Genomic DNA, 20,946 nt, shown 5'->3' with positions numbered 1-20,946 from the left:
AGAAAGGTTAAATAATCTGCATGTAAATTATGCAGTATTTATATGTAGCTTAAGGTAAACACAGGTTAATCAGAGCAATAATGCTCACTGGCTGTACTAGCGGGCGGGGACGGTACCCATGCGTTCTGTCAGGGTGGTTCTGGGTTCACCAAACAGATTGGCGTAATAAGTCGTATTGGCCATTACATTTTTAACATAAGTTCGCGTTTCATCAAAAGGTATCGTTTCCGCATAAATTGCTCCTTCAAGAGGCGTATTAGCCTGCCAGCGACGAGCACGTCCGGGGCCGGCATTGTAGCCGGCTGTGGCCAATACTTCATCGGCAAATTGTTTACGTACGCTACTCATATACCATGTACCCATACGAATATTTCCGCTCATGGTATACAGCTCGCTGCTGTCCATACCCAGACGTTTGGCTATATCGCGAGCTGTAGCCGGCATGACCTGCATCAGTCCGGTCGCGCCAACACTGGATCGTGCACCAATCATAAAACGGCTTTCCTGCCGGATTAAGCCATACACCCAGGCAGGATCGATGCCGACTTGCTGAGCAAACGGAACAGTCAGTTCTTTAAATGGTGCCGGATAGCGCAATTCATAATTAAGCTGGTTATCAGCCCGGTCTGCACTATAGATACTCATTTCATAAAAACCATTGTTTTCGGCTAATGTTGCGGCAGCAATTAAGGTGTCATCATTGAAATTACGTGTCGCATAGCGCCATTCCTGCTGAGCCTGACGTCGCATTGTCCAGTTGTTTTCAGCCTGTGCAGTTTTAAATAAAGTCAGGGAACGGTCAATATTGCCATCGGTTGCTATTTTGCTTTGAGTTTGCTGGCTGCTTTTAGCAACAGTGTTTTGAACATTTACTTTGTTGCCAAGCGCTTCTTTTGCAAGCAGAGAATAAAAATTGTGTCCGCGTTTGGCTGTCTGCTCAAATATTTCCCGTGCCTGATTATTTTGCCCTAATGCACGGTAACTGCGTGCCAGCCAGTACTGCCATGTAACCTGTTGCTGCAAAGCTTCTGGCATGCTGCGAATAATGCTATTCAGTTTTTGCCAGCGCTGTAACCGCAGTGCTGAACGGGCATACCATTCCCACATTTCATTATTCATCTGTGCCGGATCGGCACGGTCGAAATAAGTCAGTGCATTTGCTGAATTCAGGCTATAAGCCTGAGCCAATCCCAATTGCCCCCAGCCAAAACCGATTTGCTCTTTAGTTAGACTGGCTGATATTTGCTGTAATCTGTTTGCAGCACTGTCTTTACTACGGTTTTCTTTACTGGTTACCTGGTATAACAAAGCTTCCCGTGCGCCCTGGCTGTTTCCTGCGCTGGCATTCAACGGATCAGGTAAAGGGCTGCCCAAAGCCTGAGCCAAATTACGTGCATTAGTAATTTGATTCAGTGCAAGCAGATAACGTACACGCCGCCAGCCATTTTGTACATTAATTTGCTGGCTGGCAGCAGCTTGTACAAGCAGGCGATTACATCCTGTCGGCAAATTACCCGTTTCCTGGCTCAGACTAGTGATCAGGCTGGAATCACTTTCTATACCCCCTTGTAGCGCATAGCAACGGGTTTCCATATCTCGGGAATTTTTATCCAGTAAAGCATATTGTTGACGAAAAACAGCCCAGTTCCCCCGTTTCCCCAATTGCTGTAACCAGTTATTACGAATACTGTTACTCATTGCACTGTCCGGCTGACGGGCCAGGAATTGAGCAGGTAATACATCATCTCCGTCTTTAACTGCCTTGAGGGCATTCTGATATTGCTGGTAGCTGCTAATAATTTTATCCGGCGTTTCGCTAGCCTGAGTTCCCGGTAGAACCGCATTACCTGTATTAGTATTGATTGGCTGGACAGCTACTTCATGCTGATTGCTGCATGCTGTTATTAAAAGCACAGTACCAGAAATCAGACGATGCCGTTGAACTAATAATTTTGATTTCAGCATCATTAAATGTTTTATCAATTTTTTTCCTTCACTTTTTCTCATAATGTAATTTATTTTTTCCAGTAAGCTGGCGTAAAGAGTATAAAAACAGTAAAAATTTCCAGGCGACCAAGTAGCATAATCATAATACATAACCACTTTTGAATGTCTGAAAGAAAAGCAAAATTATTGGCTGGTCCGACAGCACCCAGTCCGGGGCCGGCATTAGTAATACAACTTATGGCAGCGGTAAGTGCAGATAGAAAATCCAGTCCGCTGATCATCAGTGCAAAGCTGAATAAAATAATAGTCAGCACATATACAAATACAAAGGCCATTACTGTCAGTGCACGCCGGTCAGGAATATTGCTGCCGTTTATTTTAACCATACTGACAGCATTTGGATGCAACATCAGCAGCATTTCTCTCAGACTGAATTTAAATAATACAATAGCTCGTACCGTTTTAATACCACCACCGGCTGAACCGCCATTAGACAGTATATTGGACAGAAAAAACATCCATAATGAAGCAATTAAAGGCCATTTAGCAAAATCAGTATTTGAGTAACCGTTTGCCAGCCCGATTGAAATCAGATTAAAACTGGTGTAGCGAAATGCTTCTGAAAAAGAATAAAAGCTATGCCACCACAGATACAGGCTGATACCGACAATGCTGAATAAGAGTACACATAATAAAACTCTTACCTCTTCATCACGCCAGTAATAACGTAATGAGCCTTTCTGTAATGCATTAAAATGATTACTGAAATTGATTGCGCCTAATAAGGTAGCAATACTAAGAATTATTTCAATCGGAACGGAATGAAAATAGGAAATACTGTTGTCGTGGGTAGAAAATCCGCCCAGTGAAAAAGCGGACATGGCATGACAGACAGCATCAAACCAACTCATTCCGGCCAGACGCAGTGCCAGTAAAGTGACTATAGTAAATAAAACATAAACACCCCATAAGCGCTTAGCCGTTTCAGAAATGCGCGGCGCCATCTTACTGTCTTTATTTACACCGGGTATTTCTGCTTTGAATAGCTGTGTTCCTCCTACGCCGAGCATTGGCATCACCGCAACAGCCAGTACAATAATACCCATGCCTCCCAGCCAGTTAAGCATGTGTCGCCAGAAATTCAATGATGGCGCAAGTGAATCCAGACTGGTAATAATGGTAGCACCGGTAGTAGTCAGCCCTGAAATAGCTTCAAAATAGGCGTTAGTAAAGCCTAGTCCGGGTAAATAAATATAAAAGGGCAGACAGGCAATCAGCGCAAAGCCAATCCACAGCATAAATACCAGTGTATAACCATCACGTGGTCGCAATTCACGGTTATAGCGCATGGTTAATAACCATGCCACTACACATACACTCATGCAAATGCCGGCAGTGAAAGCAAATGCCGGAAATACATGATCCATATAGATTAAAGAAACAATCGTCGGAGCAAGCAGTAACAAGGAAAACAGAAAACCGGTTTTAGCTACAATATGTGCCGTAGGCGCAATTTTATTTAGAAAACCTGATTCCTTGTGATGCAAAACAAAGCGATTGGTAAAATGGCTCATAGTCTGGCAGCCTTAAGCAAAAAAGCCCAGTTTGACCTGAATCATTTTTTCCAGATCCTGAACAGCCTTACGCCGAGCGATAAAAAATATAACATGGTCTCCATCTGCAAGAACTGTATCCTGATGATACATAATTATTTTTTCATTGCGAATGACTGCGCCAAAATAACAGCCGGCTGGCAGGCGCAGTTGAGTCATGGTACGACCGATTAACTTAGATGTATGGCGATCACCGTGCAGCACTACTTCAATCGCTTCTGCAGAACCGCGGCGTAACGGATAAACTGCCATAATATCGCCCAGATGTACATGAGTCAGAATAGAACCAATCGTAATTAAATGCGGAGATATCACAATATCAATGGCACTTCCCTGCAATAAATCAACGTAGCTGGAGCGATTAATAATCGCCATTACTCTTTTTGCACCGAGATTTTTAGCCAGCATTGCCGACATGATATTATTTTCATCATCATTAGTAAGCGCACAGAACACATCTATTTCATCGATATATTCGTTTTCCAGCAGACTTTCGTCAGATGCATTACCTACCAGCACAAGAGTATTGTTCAGGTTTTCCGCCAGCCATTCGGCACGGTTTTGTTTCCGTTCAATAATCTTGATATCCAGTTGAGTTTCCAGTTGTTTGGCAACGCGATAGCCAATATTTCCGCCACCGGCAATCATTATCCTGCGTGTGCGTTTGTTAATCGGGCGCAGCTCACGCATGATATTTTCTAGATAGGCTGTGGGTGTAAGAACAAAAACCTCATCATCTTCCTGTATGACTGTACTTCCGGTGGGAACGAGCAGATGATTATTGCGGTAGATAGCACAAATCTGACAATCTACACCTTCTTCCAGATGCTGTTTCAGGTTATTGATAGGCTGATTGACCAGCATACCGCCATTCTGAGCACGAATTACCAGTAAACGAATTTTATCGTGAGCAAATCGCAGAATTTGCAGCGCACTGGAATGTAGTAATAAATTGACAATTTGTTCTGTTACCAGTTGCTCCGGACTAATGGCTTCAGTGATATTGAATAAGTCCAGACTGGTTTTGTAATTATTATTACCGGTTTCGAATTCAACAAAATCGCTGTAGCGAACCCGGGCTATACGGTTAGGTGTATTGAATAGAGCATAGGCAATCCGGCAGGCTGCCATATTGGTTTCATCATTCTGAGTTAATGCTAATATCATGTCTGCATCCTGTGCACCGGCTGCGGACAATACGGAAGGCCAGGCACCATTGCCTACAATAGTTTGTACGTCAAGGCGTTGGTTAATTTGCTGCAAGGCACTCTCATTGATATCAATAATAGTGACATCATTATTAGTCATTCTGGCCAGATTACTGGCAATAGTTGAACCAACCTGCCCGCAACCGAGTATCAGGATTTTCACGTTATTTACGTCATCTCAGTAGTATCTTTGTTATTTTATCGTTTGTACTGATTGATGCAAATATTGGTGTAAAACTGCGACACTTATGATAATAGATTAATGCAAATGAAATAATAAACGAATACTTTTAAATTGTATGGAATTAAGATTCAAATAATTGAATATATGAATTAATAATGAAACAGTTAATTGCTGGTAATGGCTAAAAATTGGTCTGGCTGATATTTTAATGTATGATTATGTTAATTTTACTATATTGAAATTAATATAATAAAATATAATATAAATATTTATTACATATGGCCTATTGATGGCTTATTGAAAAATTGCAAAAAATGTTAATTTTCAATTTCTTTTTTTATTTGGATAAATTATGAATTTACTCAAAATCAAACCGAAACTACTAACTGCTACTGTAGCAACTATTTGTATGGCTTTAAGCGGCTGTGCACAGGTTGCGGATGTGATGGGTTATGATACACAAACATTAAATGAATCTGCAGCCAAGAGCTACTCCCAGATGATGGGGCAGGCAAAGGCTAAAGGTCAGATAGAGACCAATACTCCTGTTGCCAAACGTGTACGTACAGTATTTCAGCGCTTAGTGCCGTATGCTAATGAAGCTAATAAAACGGGTGTGGCATTTAACTGGCAGCTTAATGTAATTCGCAGTAATGAAGTAAATGCCTTTGCAATGCCGGGTGGAAAAATGGTGGTTTATACCGGTATTGTGAAAAATCTGAATCTGAGTGATGATGAAATTGCAGCAATCGTTGGTCATGAAATGACTCATGCTCTTCAGGAGCATAGCAAAAAAGCTGCCGGACAACAGATCTTGACCAGTACAGCTCTGGAAGTGGGCGGTTCTGCTTTGCAGTCAAAAACAGGCGTTAATGCTAATGATATGAATTTTTATAAAGATATATTAAATCAATATGGCTTAAACCTGCCTTTTTCACGTCATCAGGAAAGTCAGGCTGATGCCGGTGGACTTAGACTAATGGCACAGGCTGGTTATGATCCGAATGCAGCCGTTACAGTTTGGGAAAAAATGAATAAAGTAATGGGTAACAATAGCAGCACAAGCCTGTTATCCACCCACCCAAGTAATGATGCTCGTATTAAAGCATTGAAAAAAATGTTGCCTGAAGTATTACCTGTTTATGAACAGGCAAAACAGAATAATCTGACAATGCAAAAACGCCCGGTTAGTCAAAGTAAAAATACACAGGGTAGCGGCGCGCGCAAAGGAACCGCTAAAAAGAAAAGTCGTTCCTGAATTTAAATAAATAAGATTGATTTCTTCAGATTAAATTCCGTATCTTTACTATTTACAGCAGCCCGTCCGGGCTGCTTTTATTTTAATCTTTACATTTCCTTATATCGACTACATCTGACTACAAAATGTTTCAATCGTTCCTGTTTTCGGTTATCATTCAGGTTATTGCATTGCTAATGCATAATTAATTTACAAGAAAAATTTAAAAACCATTACATTAAGGACATTCGAGATGTTAGAAGCCTACCGCGCAGCCGCTGCTGAACGCGAAGCACTGGGTATTCCGCCATTGCCGCTAACAGCTAAGCAGACAGAAGAGTTGGTTGAATTGCTGAAAAATCCTCCCAAAGGAGAAGAAAAGTTTCTGGTTGAGCTGCTGTCGCACCGGGTACCGCCGGGTGTAGATGATGCTTCTAAAGTAAAAGCATCTTTTCTTGGTGCTGTTGCAGAAAAAACAGTTATCAGCCCGTTAATTACACCAACTTTCGCAGTTGAATTGCTGGGTACCATGCTGGGTGGATATAACGTCCAGCCTTTAATAGAGTTTCTGGATAATGAAGAATTGGCTTCTACCGCAGCAAATGCCTTAAAACATACCTTACTGATGTTTGATGCTTTCCATGATGTAGAAGAAAAAATGCGCGCCGGTAATCAGTATGCTCGTGAAGTCATTGAGTCGTGGGCTAATGCAGAATGGTTTACTGCGCGTGAAAAAGTACCGGAAAAAATCACGGTTACCGTATTTAAAGTAGTAGGTGAGACCAATACCGATGATTTATCACCTGCACCTGATGCATGGAGCCGTCCGGATATTCCTTTGCATGCACTGGCTATGCTTAAAAATCCGCGTGAAGGTATTCAACCCGATAAACCGGGTGAGGTAGGACCTATCAGACAACTGGCTGAGCTGAAAGCCAAAGGTAATCTGGTTGCCTATGTAGGTGATGTAGTTGGTACAGGTTCTTCTCGTAAATCAGCAACGAATTCCGTAATCTGGCATACCGGTAAAGATATCCCTTATGTACCGAATAAACGTTTCGGCGGCGTATGTCTTGGTGGCAAAATTGCTCCGATTTTCTTCAACACACAGGAAGACTCAGGTGCATTGCCTATAGAAGTTGATGTATCCAAATTGGAAATGGGCGATGTAGTTGATATTTTGCCTTATGAAGGCAAAATTATCAAAAACGGCGAAACAGTTGCTGAATTCGAATTGAAATCTCAGGTAATTCTGGATGAAGTTCAGGCGGGTGGCCGTATTAATCTGATTATTGGTCGTAGTCTGACTGCTAAAGCCAGAGATGCACTAAATCTGGGGCATTCAGAAGTTTTCCGTTTGCCACAGTCTCCGGCGCCAAGCACAGCCGGTTTTACTCTGGCACAAAAAATGGTTGGCCGCGCTTGTGGTTTGCCGGAAGGTCAGGGTATTCGCCCGGGTACTTATTGTGAACCGCGCATGACTACAGTCGGTTCACAGGATACTACAGGCCCCATGACCCGTGACGAGCTGAAAGATCTGGCCTGTCTGGGATTTAGTGCGGATTTAGTGATGCAATCTTTCTGCCATACCGCCGCTTATCCGAAACCGGTTGATGTTAAAACCCATAAAGAATTGCCGGTATTCATGTCTTCACGCGGTGGTGTGGCACTGCGTCCGGGTGACGGCATTATTCATTCATGGCTGAACCGTATGCTGCTACCCGATATGGTAGGTACTGGCGGTGATTCACATACACGTTTTCCTCTGGGTATTTCATTTCCCGCAGGTTCCGGTCTGGTAGCTTTTGCTGCTGCAACCGGTGTTATGCCGCTGGATATGCCGGAGTCAGTATTGGTACGCTTCTCCGGTAAAATGCAGCCGGGTATTACTTTGCGTGATTTGGTTAATGCCATTCCCTTACAGGCTATCAAAGAGGGTTTACTTACCGTTGCCAAGGCAGGTAAAAAGAATATTTTCTCTGGCCGGATTCTGGAAATCGAAGGTTTACCGGATTTGAAAGTTGAACAGGCCTTTGAGCTCACGGATGCTTCTGCAGAGCGTTCAGCTGCCGGCTGTACGGTAAAACTGCATAAAGAACCTATTGAGGAATATCTCAAATCCAATATCGTATTGCTGAAAAATATGATTGCCAATGGTTATCAGGATGCACGCACACTGAAACGCCGTATTGAAAAAATGGAGCAATGGCTGGCAGAACTGAAATTACTTGAAGCTGATGCCGATGCAGAATATGCTGCCATTATTGATATCAATATGGATGAGATTAAAGAGCCTATTCTGGCTTGTCCGAATGATCCGGATGATGTGAAAACCTTGTCTGATGTGGCAGGTACCCATATTGATGAAGTATTTATCGGCTCATGCATGACAAATATTGGTCATTATCGAGCTGCCTCAGCATTACTGGATGGTAAAACTGATCTGCCAGTCCGGTTGTGGGTAGCTCCTCCTACCAAAATGGATGCCAAAGAGCTGTCTGATGAAGGGTATTACGGTATTCTGGGCCGGGTAGGTGCGCGTATGGAAATGCCGGGCTGTTCTTTATGTATGGGTAATCAGGCACAGGCAAGAGAGGGATCAACTGTTGTTTCAACCTCTACCCGTAATTTTCCGAATCGACTGGGTAAAAATACCAAGGTATATTTGAGCTCAGCCGAACTGGCAGCCATCTGTTCAAAACTGGGACATATTCCGAATATCGATGAATATCGCGAAAATATTGCCATTATCAATGATAAAGGTATTGAAATTTATCGTTATATGAACTTCAATGAAATTCAGGAATATGTAGATGTAGCGGCTAAAGTGGATGCCTAAGATATAACATATACTGATTGCTGTACAAAAGGCTACTGGTGACGGCAGCCTTTTTTATTGGCTGAAATTTTTTATGGCAATATCAAACCTGAATAAGCTTCCTGATTAAGTAATTTTCCAAATGTTAAGATTAAATAATTTTTCAGATTACTGTTATAATAATTGATAGCATTTTAGCAATAATATTAATATTTTAAGCCTATATCATATATATTTAGTACGCCTATATAAATATTAATTGTATCTATCCGCATATAAATTATTTAGGCTGGTCACAATTTTCATCTAAGATAACAAAGATAGTTTCTCATGACGAAGGATAATAAATGAATATCGCCTCTAGCATCACCGATTTAATTGGTAATACACCACTGGTACAGTTGAATCGTCTAAGTGCGGGTTTACCGGGTAAAGTTGTAGTCAAACTGGAATTTTTTAATCCGGGCAACAGTGTTAAGGATAGAATAGCAGCCAGTATGATTGATGCTGCAGAAAAAGCCGGTAAAATTCATTCTGATACAGTAATTGTAGAGCCGACAAGTGGTAATACCGGTATTGGGCTGGCCATGGTTTGCGCTGCACGCGGATATAAACTGATTATTACCATGCCGGAAACAATGAGTAAAGAACGGCGCATGTTATTGCGTGCTTTTGGCGCTGAGCTGGTATTAACGCCCGGAGCAGAAGGCATGTCTGGTGCCATTGCCCGTGCACAGGCTTTCGTTGATTCAGAGCCGAAAAAATACTTTATGCCGCAACAGTTTGAAAATCCGGCTAATCCAGAGATTCACCGTGAAACTACTGCACAGGAAATATGGCATGATACCGATGGAAAAATTGATATTTTCGTAGCCGGTGTCGGTACAGGAGGTACCATAACCGGGGTAGGGGAAGTATTGAAAGAGAAGAAACCTGAAGTAGAAATTTATGCAGTTGAACCTGAAGCTTCTCCGGTATTGTCCGGTGGTTGCAAGGGTCCACACCCGATTCAGGGTATTGGCGCAGGTTTCATTCCTAAAACTTTGAATACTAATATATATGATGGAATTATTGAAGTGCCGAACGATGTTTGTTTTGATACTGCACGTGCCATGGCATCTAAAGAAGGTATTCTGGTCGGGATATCTTCCGGAGCTGCTGTATGGGCTGCTCTGCAGCTTGCAGCCAAACCGGAAAACAAAAATAAACTGATTGTAGTTTTAATTCCTTCTTATGGTGAGCGTTACCTGTCAACACCATTATTTGCCGATCTTGCCTGATCAAACTATTGTATGAATGAAACCGAATCAGAAAACAACTGGTTCGGTTTTTTATTACAGTCATGGCTGTGTTACAATTGTAAACGATATATGTACAGCCATACGCTTAAGCTAGCTGGCTTTTAATTTTGTTTTAAGCAATATTTTCAAGCAATATACTGAGTAAACAAATGATGAAAAAAACATTAGCATTATGTGTCGTTGCAGCCTTTTTGGGTGGTTGTTCATCTTTTAATAACCCTTTAACGACTAAGGATAGTAAAGAAGTTAAACCGGTACAGGTAGTAAATGGAACTGCAGCAAATACTGAATTTCATTTAGCCAGCAGCCATTGGTCGGATGTAGCACGGATTCGTAATGAAGCTACTCGCCTGAGCTTTCAGGTTTCACAGGGAAATATGACCAAAGTTCAGGCTGCACAATTACTGGATCAGTTTCGCATAGCTCAGGTAGGGCATAACATGGTAGATGATGACATGTATGCCATTTACTTACGCAGTGTGGTTGAAAGTCAGCAAGGTTCAATTGATACAGCACAGTCGAAAGCTTATATACAGAATGCTTTATCAGGCTGGCAGCAGCGCTGGCCGGTAATGCGCTCCAAACCGGCTAATCCGGCATTTACCAACTTCCTGATGGAAGTAATGAATATGAAGCCACTTCAATAAATCATTTTATATGGCTAAATACCCTGCTAAAATAGTTTAGCAGGGTATTGTTTTATTCATCGATACAGTTTTATTTAATAGCATAAAAAGCAGCCTTTAACAAGACTGTCTGCTGTGAAAATATGAACTTAATTATTTAATAAGTTAGGTGAGACTTTAGCAGCCTGAAATAAAGTAAATTCTAAATCAACAAGATCATAAACACAAAATGGATCTGATTTCATAATATTTTTCACTTCTTCAAGCGAATCACTCATTACTATAATAATAGCACCAGTTTTATTGTCTAAAGGACCTGATGCTATAAACTTATTTTTAGCAAAATACTCATCTAAAAATTTATTATGTTCTTCAAATTTAGCCAGTAATTCTTCCAGCGGTTTTTTGAATTTGAAAGTTACTATAATCATTAAGTACTCCTTGTATTTTAAATTATTGAAGTAAATCTTTAGCAGAATTTTTCAAGGCCAGAAAATTTTGCTTATTCAAGTGAATCACTCATTACTATACCGCGATGCTTTTAATGACTTCATATAAAGTAAAGAGTTTAATGAAAAGCTTTTGTAGACATTCCCATCAGGTGCAATAAATTCTTTTTCAAGAAAGAAATAGTCTGCTTCCCTATTCAGATAAGCACTTAAGGCTTTAAAAAAGAAATTACCAGCACCTAGACTCTGATTCCTAAATAACCTACACCTTACTTAAGTCAACTGTTCAACATTGCCCATAATGCACCTCATTGCCGCATAGAAATGGCAAGTCTGTTCATTCCATTCTTCAGCGATATCGCAAATGTAAGGTCTGATATCTCTGTATCATTGAAGTAATTTTTTAATAACTCAAACGACTCATCATCGGCGTGGCTTGTCGATATTAGTGTTATCTGCTCTGCCCAGTTCAGTGCCGCTTGTTCTTTTTTAGAAAATTGATCACTAACACGCCATCCGGCCACTTCAGATATGCGGCGCTGCGTTTCACCAGCTTTTAGCAAGGAATTTGTATGTAGATTCAGGCAATATGCACATCCATTAATTTGAGAAACTCTGAGATAGACCAACTCAATAAGATTCTGTTCAACAACGCTTTTCTCAAGGGCGACTTTCACGGCTCTAAAACCACTCATGAGTTCTGGCGATAAGTCAAAATATTTCATTCTAAGATTTTTCATGTTCTCATCTCCTTATTATCATTATTGTCTGCTAAATATATTAATAATGCAGCGGCATAACTAACTATAACATTAAAATTAATCATCATTCTTACCACAAATAATATTAATATATTTGCAATATTAATGATTTTGTTCTTTACGTTAATAATAGCACCAGTTTTATTGTCTAAAGGACCTGATGCTATAAACTCATTTTTAGCAAAATATTAATCTAAAATTTATTATGTTCTTCAAATTTAGCTACTAATTCTTCCAACGTTTTTTATTGAAGTAAATCTTTAGCAAAATTTTTCAATACCAAAAAAATTGGCTTATGAAGACATCATTAATTATATAAAAAAGGGTTAAAAAAGCAGTTAATTGCTCTTTTAAAAATGCATTAGGATTATCTAATGCATTTATTTTTAATGTTCTTTAAACAATTTCAGCTTTTTCAATGATCACATTTTCAACCGGTACATCCTGATGCGGGCCATGATTACCGGTTTTAACGCCTTTAATTTTATCAACCACATCCTGTCCTTCAACTACCTTACCAAATACAGCGTATCCCCAGCCGTGTAAATCCGGTTTAGTATGGTTCAGAAAATCATTATCTTTTACATTGATGAAAAATTGTGCGCTGGCTGAATGAGGCTGCATGGTACGAGCCATTGCAATAGTATAGCGATCGTTTTTCAAACCATTATTGGCTTCATTTTCAATCGGTTCATGAGTGGGTTTTTGTTGCATATCTTTATCAAAGCCGCCACCCTGAATCATAAAACCATCGATAACTCGGTGAAAAATGGTGCCATCATAAAAGCCTTCACGAACATAGCGTTCGAAATTTTCAGCGGTTTTGGGTGCTTTCTCATGGTTAAGCTCAATACCGATAACACCAAAATTTGTAGTTAATTTAATCATTAAAATCTCCTGAAGGGAGTGAAATAAAAAATTTGCAGAAGGATCTGCAATGGTTAGTCTGCATTATGCATAGCAGTAACGTAGTCTACTTCTTCCTTGCTACCAAGTACAACGGCTACACGCTGATGCAGGCCTTCTGGCTGAATATCAAGAATGTTCTGACGAGTGTTTGTGGCAGTCCCTTGAGCTTGCTCAATCAGCAAACTCATTGGATTTGCTTCATACATTAAGCGTAGCTTACCAGGTTTATCAGGATTGCGATTATCCTGCGGATAAGTAAAGATACCGCCGCGAATAAGAATCCGGTGTACCTCGGCTACCATCGATGCCACCCAGCGCATATTATAGTCTTTTCCTCGACAGCCGCTTTTACCTGCCAGCAACTGAGCAATATAATTTTGCATAGCCGGCTGCCAGTGGCGCTGATTAGACATATTAATAGCAAATTCAGCTGTAGATACTGGTATCTGCGGATTTTCCTGAGTCAGTAGAAACTGGTTATGTTCATTCAGAGTAAACATGGCAATACCATGTTTCAATGTCAGTACCAGAATGGTTTGCGGTCCGTATAGCACATAACCACTGGCAAGCTGTTGCCGGCCGGATTGTAAAAAGCTTTCTATAGTAAGCGCACCATCCGGTTTAGCCAATACCGAAAAAATAGTCCCAATGGATATGTTCACATCAATATTGGAACTTCCATCCAGTGGGTCGAATAACACCAGAAATTGTCCATTCTGACTGGCCGTAACAAATGAATCCTCTTCCTCGCTGGCCAGTCCGGCAATAGCCGGATTAGCAGAGAGGGTATCAATCATAATCTGATTGGATAAAACATCCAGTTTTTTCTGCTCTTCACCTTGTATATTACCTGTATGAGCACTGCCCAGAATATTATCCAGAGCGCCCAGACGTATTTCACGATTAATGTGCAGACAGGCCTGACTAATGCTAGTAATCACATCAGGCAAATGCGGTGTAACAGCATATTTTTGCTGCTGCCGTTGCAGATAATCAGACAGTAAAACAGACATGCGAATACTCCCTTTTAAAACTCACTATTATTATACATTTCTTAAGTATTATTCAGCTCGTTTAATCACTATATACATTAGAATGTATTTATCTTTGAATGATTTTTTTCAGAAAATCAATGAAGTTATTCAGCGATAATGATTGCGGATTTCCACTTTAATCCGATCTTCTTGATTTATTTATTACAGGCCGGATACACTTCGCATGAAAGCTTACAGAATAGCTTTAACTTTTCTCGACTAAATAACAGACTTTACTAACCATAAATTATTTATATTCAGGCAATCACAGAGTTAAGAACGAAATGTGCGCTGTCATCCTGAGCCAGTAACCGAGTCATTGCCGGTAATACCTTTTCCAGTATCCCGGGCAATGTGTACGGCGGATTGATAATAAACATACCACTGCCGTGCATACCAAAACCATCCGGGCGTGGTGCGTGTACATACAATTCTGCCTGAACAAAATTATCAGGAGCCAGTTTTTGCAGATTTTGGGGTAATTTCAGACTTTCACCACGGCTCAGACATGGATACCATATTAAATAACAGCCACTGGCAAATTTTTTCAGGGCGGTCTTAAGCGTGTCTGTTACCTGTTGGTAATCTTGCTTTAATTCATATGGCGGATCAATTAACACGACTGCACGCCGGCTTGGTGGGGGTAGCATAGATAGCAGACCTTTAAAGCCATCATCGCAAAAAACTTGAGCACGGTTTGGCTGTTTAATATTACGCATATTATTACGCAATAGTTCTGCATCCGCGGGATGTAATTCAAACAGGCGCAGACGATCCTGTTCGCGGGCCAGAGCCTGAGCCAGCCATGGAGAGCCGCAATAAAGATTTGTATCATCCGGCAGGCAGGAGACAACAGCATTACGGAATTGTTCTAAACTATTATCCAGATTAGTTGCAGCCAGAAGCCTGCCGATTCCCTCCCTGTATTCACCAACCTTCTGAGCTTCTTTACTGGTCAGGCTATATAGCCCTGCACCTGCATGAGTATCAACATAGCAAAAAGGTTTGTCTTTCAGTTTGAAATATTCCAGTACTGTCATCAGACAATAATGTTTAAGAATGTCGGCATGATTACCGGAGTGAAAAGCATGGCGATAGCTGAGCATGTACAATAACTGCTGTAGGACTGATTAATTTAGCCTGTTATTGTACCGAATTTACCGGCACGGGCAAAAAAATCTGTATTAAAGCACTTTTCTGATTTATCTTTTCCTTGCTCTAGATTACACAAGATTAAGCTGATACTATGCTTAATCAATTAGAAAATATGTCTACTAAAGAAAAGCGAATGAATTACACACTTTATATCGGCAATAAAAATTATTCTACCTGGTCAATGCGGCCATGGGTAGTCATGAAGCATTTTCAGATAGATTTTACTGAGCATCTGGTACGCTTTGACAGTTTTGCACCCGATTCGGTTTTTAAACAAACCATACTGCCGCTCAATCCTTATGGTACTGTGCCTGTATTAACAGATGATGATCTGATTGTTAGTGATTCTCTGGCAATTTGTGAATATCTTGCAGAACAACATCCGGAACTGGCATTATGGCCGCAAGACTATAAAGCCCGTGCCAGAGCAAGAAGTATAGTGGCTAAAATGCATAATGGTTATAATCATATACGCCGGCATTTACCCATGAATATTGAGGCAGTGCTGCCTGAAATCGGCCAGATTATCCTGCGGGATTTTCCCGCAGTAAAACAAGAAATTGATTTCCTTGATCAGCATTTGTCATCATTTCTGGCTGTATCTGAAGGACCGTTTCTATTTGGTAAATTCAGTATTGCCGATGCTTTTTATGCACCCATGTGTTTAAGATTAAAAGGTTTCCAAATTCATACTTCAGCAATACTGACTAATTATATAAATGCATTATGTGCCAATGAAGCAGTAGCAGCATGGATTGCTCAGGCGCTTGAAGAAAAAGATTTTATTGCTATGGATGAACCTTATCGCATAAAGCGATGAAAAAATTCTGAACATATAAAGCAGACAGCCTGATCAACTTCCGGCTGTCTGCTTTTATATTATTTATTCAGACTTTTCTTAATTTCTATAGCCAGCTGCGAATTCCACATGGCACCAGTAGCACTCATCACAGCATCAGCTCCGGCGGCACGGTAAGCCTGATAATGTTCAGTACAGCTTACACCGCCAACACCAATAATCGCAAAATGGTTTTGCAGACGGGCTCTTAATCTGGCCAGACGTTCTACCATTTCTAATCCGGCCCAGCGGATGGCATCACCACAAACACCACCGGTAGGTCGGTCTGTACCTAAAGCAGGTTTACCATCTGCATCAACCGGTCTGGCTGATAACGTATTTATAGTACTGTAGCCGTCAACAACTCCGTCCAGCTTACTTAATAAGGGAAAGATAGCATTATCATCTGCAAAATATGCTAGTTTCAGAAACAAAGGTTTATCCGGAACAGCATTTTTAATTTCTTTAGCTATCCGCTCCACTTTGTCAAAATCAAAGCACAATAATTTATTTACCCCTTCATTCGGACAGCTTAAATTAGCTTCCAGTATTGGTGCCTTTGTTTCATTTACCAGAACGGCTGTTCGAGCGTAATCTTTTTCTATACTGGATTCATTACCCGGTGTTCCCTGAAAGCTGCCGATAACATATTGGCCTTTCTGCGCAGCCTGAATTGCTTCTGCCATATCAGCCTGCCAGATATCCGGATTATAAGAAGGTACGCCAAAAGAATTTGTTATAGATAAAGGCTGAGTGTACTGATTATCAGCCAGAACAGTATCCACATTAGCAGAAAGCTTACCGGCAGGATGAATAGATAGAACATTAGGCAACGGGTGGCTGGCCTGAGCTCGGCTTCGGACAGTTTTATAAACACATAAATCAAAACCATGCTTAAATGCAGCCCGAATAAAATTTGCATTTAACAAAGGGCCGGCAGGAATACCAAAAGGTAAATTAACCTCCATATTCAGAAAACGCTCAGGCTGGCTTTGAATATCAGCAGATACATTTAAATTTCTGAAATCACCGAAAGGCCCTTGATGATAATTATCTTCATAGCTTAATAAAGGGTTATAAAACGGAGTCGGGCTATTTTGCATTGTTATTCCTGTAAGTTTAAATTATTTTCTGTGGCATATTGAGTAAATATTTAATACGCACACTTATCCATTGCCTGCCTGAAAATATATATATAATTCGCTGGCGCAAAAAAAGCTACAGGTAATTTGTAGCTTTTTTCAATTGTCTCAAAAACTCAGATTTTGTTTGATAACTTGTAGTGTACACCACGTTTTAAAACAAAATATTGTTTTAAATTAATTTAACTCGGATGTGCAGTTCGGGCAGCGTTTTGCCTGAATCGGAATATCAGTACAGCATTGCGGGCACTGTTTTGTGGTGGCTTTTGGTGCAGGGCTTTTATGCAGTTTGTCGATTCCTTTGACAACCAAAAAAATCGCAAATCCAATGATTACTAAACTAATAACAGTATTGATGAATAAACCAATATTGAGTGTTACCGCACCAGCAGCCTGTGCCGCCCCCAATGTTTCATACGGGCCCGGATATTTAGAGCCACTGCGTAAAGTAATAAATAAATTGGAAAAATCTACCCCGCCAATCAGCAGGCCAATTGGTGGCATAATGACATTATCTACCAGTGATTTCACCATATTAGTAAAAGCAGTACCCACTACCATACCGACAGCCAGATCAATGACATTGCCTCGTAATAAAAAAGCTTTAAACTGTTCAATAAATTTCATGTTTGCCTCCATAGTTGGCCTGAAAATCAAGTATTTGGCTTTTTCATAGTAGCGCGATAAAGCAGGCAGTCATACCAGAGCTAAGTTATTCAATGTAAAAATAATAAAAGAAATAACTTAATTAAGAATAAATTAAGTTGGCTAAAGAGAATAGGACAATTAAAACAGATAGCTGCAACTTAAATTGTTAATCTGATTACTTTATATACAGTTTGCTAACCAGATTAGTAGCATAATAAAGCAAGTCAGGTTTTGTTTATTAGCTTGGTTTAATTTTCAGATTTCTTAATATCTGAATATTTAAGTTCAATAATAGAATATTCGCACATATCCATATAATGCATACAATGGTCAATCGCTTCATCCATGACTTTTCTGTCAGTTGCATGCGTTGCCTTCATAAATGCCCGGAAATTTTTCTTTTCCATTTTACGCAGAGCAGATTTATTACAAATATTCAATTCCTGACAATAATCACGCTGTACCTGCTGTTTAATAAATTGTTTTACTGTTTTTTTCTGTCCCTGAGAACCATCGTAATCCATCGGATGAATAAATTCAGCCCATGCAACTGCAGAAAATAATAATGTTAAAAATAATATGTTTTTCTTCATTAAATTCCGCTTTCTGTTTTTTTATTTACTATTGAAAAATTAAACATAAAAAATAATAAATTTCAATAGATATGTTATTTAAATGAGTAATTTTATGGTGTTTGTAATTAAATTGGAATTGATTAAAATTATTTTCATATTATTTTAATAATATACAAAAAAATACAACATAAAACATAATAATTATATATGTAATTTATAGTAAAAAAATAATATAATATTACTTATTAGAATTCAACTATTTAAATGTAATATTCTCAGCGATAAATACTCAATTAAAAAAAGGATGCGGCTATGGGGGAAGCATACTGGGCTGCCAGGAAGGATGATATTCTTTTACATACTTCAATATGGGCTGATATAGCAGGCGCAGCAGTCGAGCTCGCTTGTTACGGAGCTATAAGTTTGATACCCGGTGGTTTGATAGTGTCTACTTTGGTCGGAGTAGCCGTTCAACTATCCGGGCTTGGTTCTGTCATATCAGATTTGGCAGATGCAGTCAGCGGGCTATTTCCGCCGGTGGAAGACGGAATAATTTTTACAGGTTCAGCCAATACTCATACCAATAGTAAACCGGCAGCCCGGGCTGCGGGTATTTTAATTGAAGAAGTTGCCGGCGAACCTGAACAACCTGAAAGCTTTATCGATACCGCAAAAAACATCTTAAAGAATTTCGGTGAAAATCCTGTACAGTCAATCACAAAAGCTGCTCAGGAATTCATGCGGCCAACCGTAGCTTCACCACAGCAACCGGTGATACCTCAAAACGAAGATACCATTACCTGTGCCAAACATCCTTCCCCTGTTTCCTCACCTGAATATCTGGCCGAAGGTTCTAAAAAAGTCTACATCAACAACCAGCCGGCGGTACGCAGCAATGACCGCAGTACCTGCGAAGCCAAAGTCACTGATGATTGTGAAGGTGGTATCAAAGTTTCTAATAATGTACGCATCGGGGGTGAATCGGTTGTCGTACGTGAAATCAGAAGCGGTAAACATCCTATAGGCCAGTTAATTTCTTTAGCTACATTAGTTTTTAATCGCAAAAAAATCTGTAGTTCATTTGGTTGTTTCGGGCTGGGATTTATGCTCGATTCTGCCGCTAGCTATACTGGATCCAAAATAGCAGCAGCTCTGAATAAAGGTAATCCCGTCCACTTGCCAACCGGTGCCAAAATGCTTGGCGGCCCCGAAGAACTGGACTTCTCCCTGCCGGTTCACCTGCCATTCGAATGGCAGCGTTTCTACAGCAGCGTCGACACCCGCACCCACAACATGTTCGGTGCCGGCTGGAGTATTGACTATGAAATCGAAATGGAAATCGACCCGCAGCCCGACGGTTCCTGCGCCGCCGTCTTTACCGACGAACAAGGTAGGCGGCTGGAAATCGAGCCCATGCAGCCGGGTGAGAATATGCGTGGTCTTAACGAAAATCTATCCATCTATCGTGGCGAGCAGGACCGCTGGGTAATTGAAGATGATGACGGCCTCTACCGCCTGTTCGAACCTGATCCCAACAACCCCAGACGTCTGCTGCTTAGCATGCTGCAGGACCGTAACGACAACCAGTTACTTATCTACCGCGATTCCCGTAGCCGCATCGTCGAAATTGCCGATAACGACAACGCCGCCCGCATCAGCCTGCACTATCAGGATCAGCGCCATCCGCAGCGCGTGACCGAAATCCGGCAAGAGCTGAGCGACGGCAGCAGCCGCTTATTGAACCGTTACCAGTACACCGAACAGGGTGATTTGCAACAGGTCTTTGATGCCGAAAACCGCCAGACCCGCGAATTTGCCTACAACAGCGACCGGCGCATGACCTACCACCGCCTGCCCACAGGCTTACAGTGTTATTATCAGTGGAGCTACTTCAGCACAGCAGCGGCAGAGACTGCATGGCGGGTAACCCGGCACTGGAGCGAAGCCGACGGTCAGCGACAGGAAGACTATCGTTTCCATTATGATTTAGATAAACGCCTGACCACAGTAGAGGACAGCCTGGGTCGTGTTAGCGAACATTACTGGAATGAAATTTACCAGATTACCCGCTACACCGATGCCCTTGGTCAGACCACCGAATTTGAATGGAATGAATATGAGCAGCTGGTCTGCATGACCGATCCGCAGGGGGGACAATGGCGCTACAGCTATGATGAACAAGGACGCGAAACTGCAGAAATCGACCCACTGGGCAGAACTACCCAGACCCAGTGGTTGCCGCACTGGGCGTTGCCGACCATCAGCGTCGACCCCGACGGCAGCAGCTGGCGCTATTACTACGACGAGCGCGGTAACCTGCTCACCGTTACCGACCCGTTACAGCAGCATACCCGTTACCAGTACGACCGACACGGCCAGGTTGTCTGTATCACCGATGTACGCGGCGGCAACAAATACCTGCGCTGGAACGAAAACGGCCAGCTTATCCAGCATGTAGACTGTTCCGGCTCCATCACCCATTTCTATTACAATACCGCTGG

At 41.2% G+C, this 20,946-nt stretch carries 17 protein-coding genes; 6 read left to right on the top strand and 11 right to left on the bottom strand.

All coding sequences use genetic code 11. The features are described 5' to 3' along the window. Window positions 1-96: 96 nt before the first annotated feature. From H3T84_RS09295 to trkA, 3 genes are read right to left on the bottom strand one after another with little or no spacing between them, the layout of a single operon-like run. Window positions 97-1,965, bottom strand: coding sequence for a lytic transglycosylase domain-containing protein (locus H3T84_RS09295; RefSeq protein ID WP_198218966.1), 1,869 nt, complete (start codon window positions 1,963-1,965; stop codon window positions 97-99). A gap of 50 nt (window positions 1,966-2,015) precedes the next feature. After that, on the bottom strand, window positions 2,016-3,521 hold the full coding sequence (locus tag H3T84_RS09290; protein WP_084547813.1) for a TrkH family potassium uptake protein: 1,506 nt from the start codon (window positions 3,519-3,521) through the stop codon (window positions 2,016-2,018). Window positions 3,522-3,533: 12 nt separating this feature from the next. After that, on the bottom strand, window positions 3,534-4,931 hold the full coding sequence (trkA, locus tag H3T84_RS09285; RefSeq protein ID WP_037476441.1) for a Trk system potassium transporter TrkA: 1,398 nt from the start codon (window positions 4,929-4,931) through the stop codon (window positions 3,534-3,536). Window positions 4,932-5,304: 373 nt separating this feature from the next. Here trkA and H3T84_RS09280 point away from each other — a divergent pair, with 373 nt between their 5' ends. From H3T84_RS09280 to H3T84_RS09265, 4 genes are all read left to right on the top strand, one after another. Further along, a complete protein-coding gene (locus H3T84_RS09280; RefSeq protein WP_198218932.1) occupies window positions 5,305-6,210 on the top strand; it encodes a M48 family metallopeptidase in 906 nt (301 codons plus the stop codon). Window positions 6,211-6,442: 232 nt separating this feature from the next. After that, window positions 6,443-9,028, top strand: a complete 2,586-nt coding sequence (gene acnB, locus H3T84_RS09275) for a bifunctional aconitate hydratase 2/2-methylisocitrate dehydratase (protein WP_198218931.1) — start codon at window positions 6,443-6,445, stop codon at window positions 9,026-9,028. Window positions 9,029-9,354: 326 nt separating this feature from the next. Continuing rightward, on the top strand, window positions 9,355-10,287 hold the full coding sequence (cysK, locus tag H3T84_RS09270) for a cysteine synthase A (protein WP_198218930.1): 933 nt from the start codon (window positions 9,355-9,357) through the stop codon (window positions 10,285-10,287). A 173-nt stretch (window positions 10,288-10,460) separates the two neighbouring features. Beyond that, complete coding sequence (locus tag H3T84_RS09265) at window positions 10,461-10,955, top strand: prokaryotic membrane lipolipid attachment site family protein (protein WP_037476435.1); 495 nt, start codon at window positions 10,461-10,463, stop codon at window positions 10,953-10,955. Between the two features lie 128 nt (window positions 10,956-11,083). Here H3T84_RS09265 and H3T84_RS09260 read toward each other — a convergent pair whose 3' ends face one another. From H3T84_RS09260 to H3T84_RS09240, 5 genes are all read right to left on the bottom strand, one after another. Then, on the bottom strand, window positions 11,084-11,365 hold the full coding sequence (locus H3T84_RS09260) for a YciI family protein (RefSeq protein ID WP_198218929.1): 282 nt from the start codon (window positions 11,363-11,365) through the stop codon (window positions 11,084-11,086). A 326-nt stretch (window positions 11,366-11,691) separates the two neighbouring features. Continuing rightward, window positions 11,692-12,123, bottom strand: a complete 432-nt coding sequence (locus tag H3T84_RS09255) for a carboxymuconolactone decarboxylase family protein (RefSeq protein ID WP_198218928.1) — start codon at window positions 12,121-12,123, stop codon at window positions 11,692-11,694. Between the two features lie 417 nt (window positions 12,124-12,540). Next, window positions 12,541-13,032: a peptidylprolyl isomerase gene (locus H3T84_RS09250; protein WP_025330861.1), complete on the bottom strand. Its 492-nt coding sequence runs from the start codon at window positions 13,030-13,032 to the stop codon at window positions 12,541-12,543. A gap of 53 nt (window positions 13,033-13,085) precedes the next feature. Beyond that, window positions 13,086-14,066: a class 1 fructose-bisphosphatase gene (locus H3T84_RS09245; RefSeq protein ID WP_198218927.1), complete on the bottom strand. Its 981-nt coding sequence runs from the start codon at window positions 14,064-14,066 to the stop codon at window positions 13,086-13,088. A gap of 278 nt (window positions 14,067-14,344) precedes the next feature. Next, window positions 14,345-15,193, bottom strand: coding sequence for a 23S rRNA (adenine(2030)-N(6))-methyltransferase RlmJ (locus H3T84_RS09240; protein WP_198206765.1), 849 nt, complete (start codon window positions 15,191-15,193; stop codon window positions 14,345-14,347). 140 nt (window positions 15,194-15,333) lie between these two features. Between H3T84_RS09240 and H3T84_RS09235 the strand changes: the two genes are divergently transcribed. Then, window positions 15,334-16,062: a glutathione S-transferase family protein gene (locus H3T84_RS09235; protein ID WP_198218926.1), complete on the top strand. Its 729-nt coding sequence runs from the start codon at window positions 15,334-15,336 to the stop codon at window positions 16,060-16,062. A gap of 59 nt (window positions 16,063-16,121) precedes the next feature. On the opposite strand, the gene H3T84_RS09230 is transcribed toward H3T84_RS09235, so the two are convergent. The 3 genes from H3T84_RS09230 to H3T84_RS09220 all read right to left on the bottom strand — a co-directional run bounded on the left by H3T84_RS09230 (window position 16,122) and on the right by H3T84_RS09220 (window position 18,463). After that, a complete protein-coding gene (locus H3T84_RS09230; protein ID WP_198211077.1) occupies window positions 16,122-17,183 on the bottom strand; it encodes a hypothetical protein in 1,062 nt (353 codons plus the stop codon). 216 nt (window positions 17,184-17,399) lie between these two features. Next, window positions 17,400-17,849: a large conductance mechanosensitive channel protein MscL gene (gene mscL / locus H3T84_RS09225; protein WP_025330856.1), complete on the bottom strand. Its 450-nt coding sequence runs from the start codon at window positions 17,847-17,849 to the stop codon at window positions 17,400-17,402. 269 nt (window positions 17,850-18,118) lie between these two features. Then, window positions 18,119-18,463, bottom strand: a complete 345-nt coding sequence (locus tag H3T84_RS09220; protein WP_198218925.1) for a hypothetical protein — start codon at window positions 18,461-18,463, stop codon at window positions 18,119-18,121. Between the two features lie 294 nt (window positions 18,464-18,757). Here H3T84_RS09220 and H3T84_RS09215 point away from each other — a divergent pair. Next, on the top strand, window positions 18,758-20,946 hold a 2,189-nt coding region (locus H3T84_RS09215), incomplete at its 3' end, for a DUF6531 domain-containing protein (RefSeq protein WP_198218924.1).

The organism is Snodgrassella sp. M0110 (assembly GCF_016101465.1).
In the GTDB taxonomy this organism is placed as follows: domain Bacteria; phylum Pseudomonadota; class Gammaproteobacteria; order Burkholderiales; family Neisseriaceae; genus Snodgrassella; species Snodgrassella alvi.
Note: the sequence above shows the minus strand (reverse complement) of the source record. Positions and strands in the feature narration are given on the sequence as shown.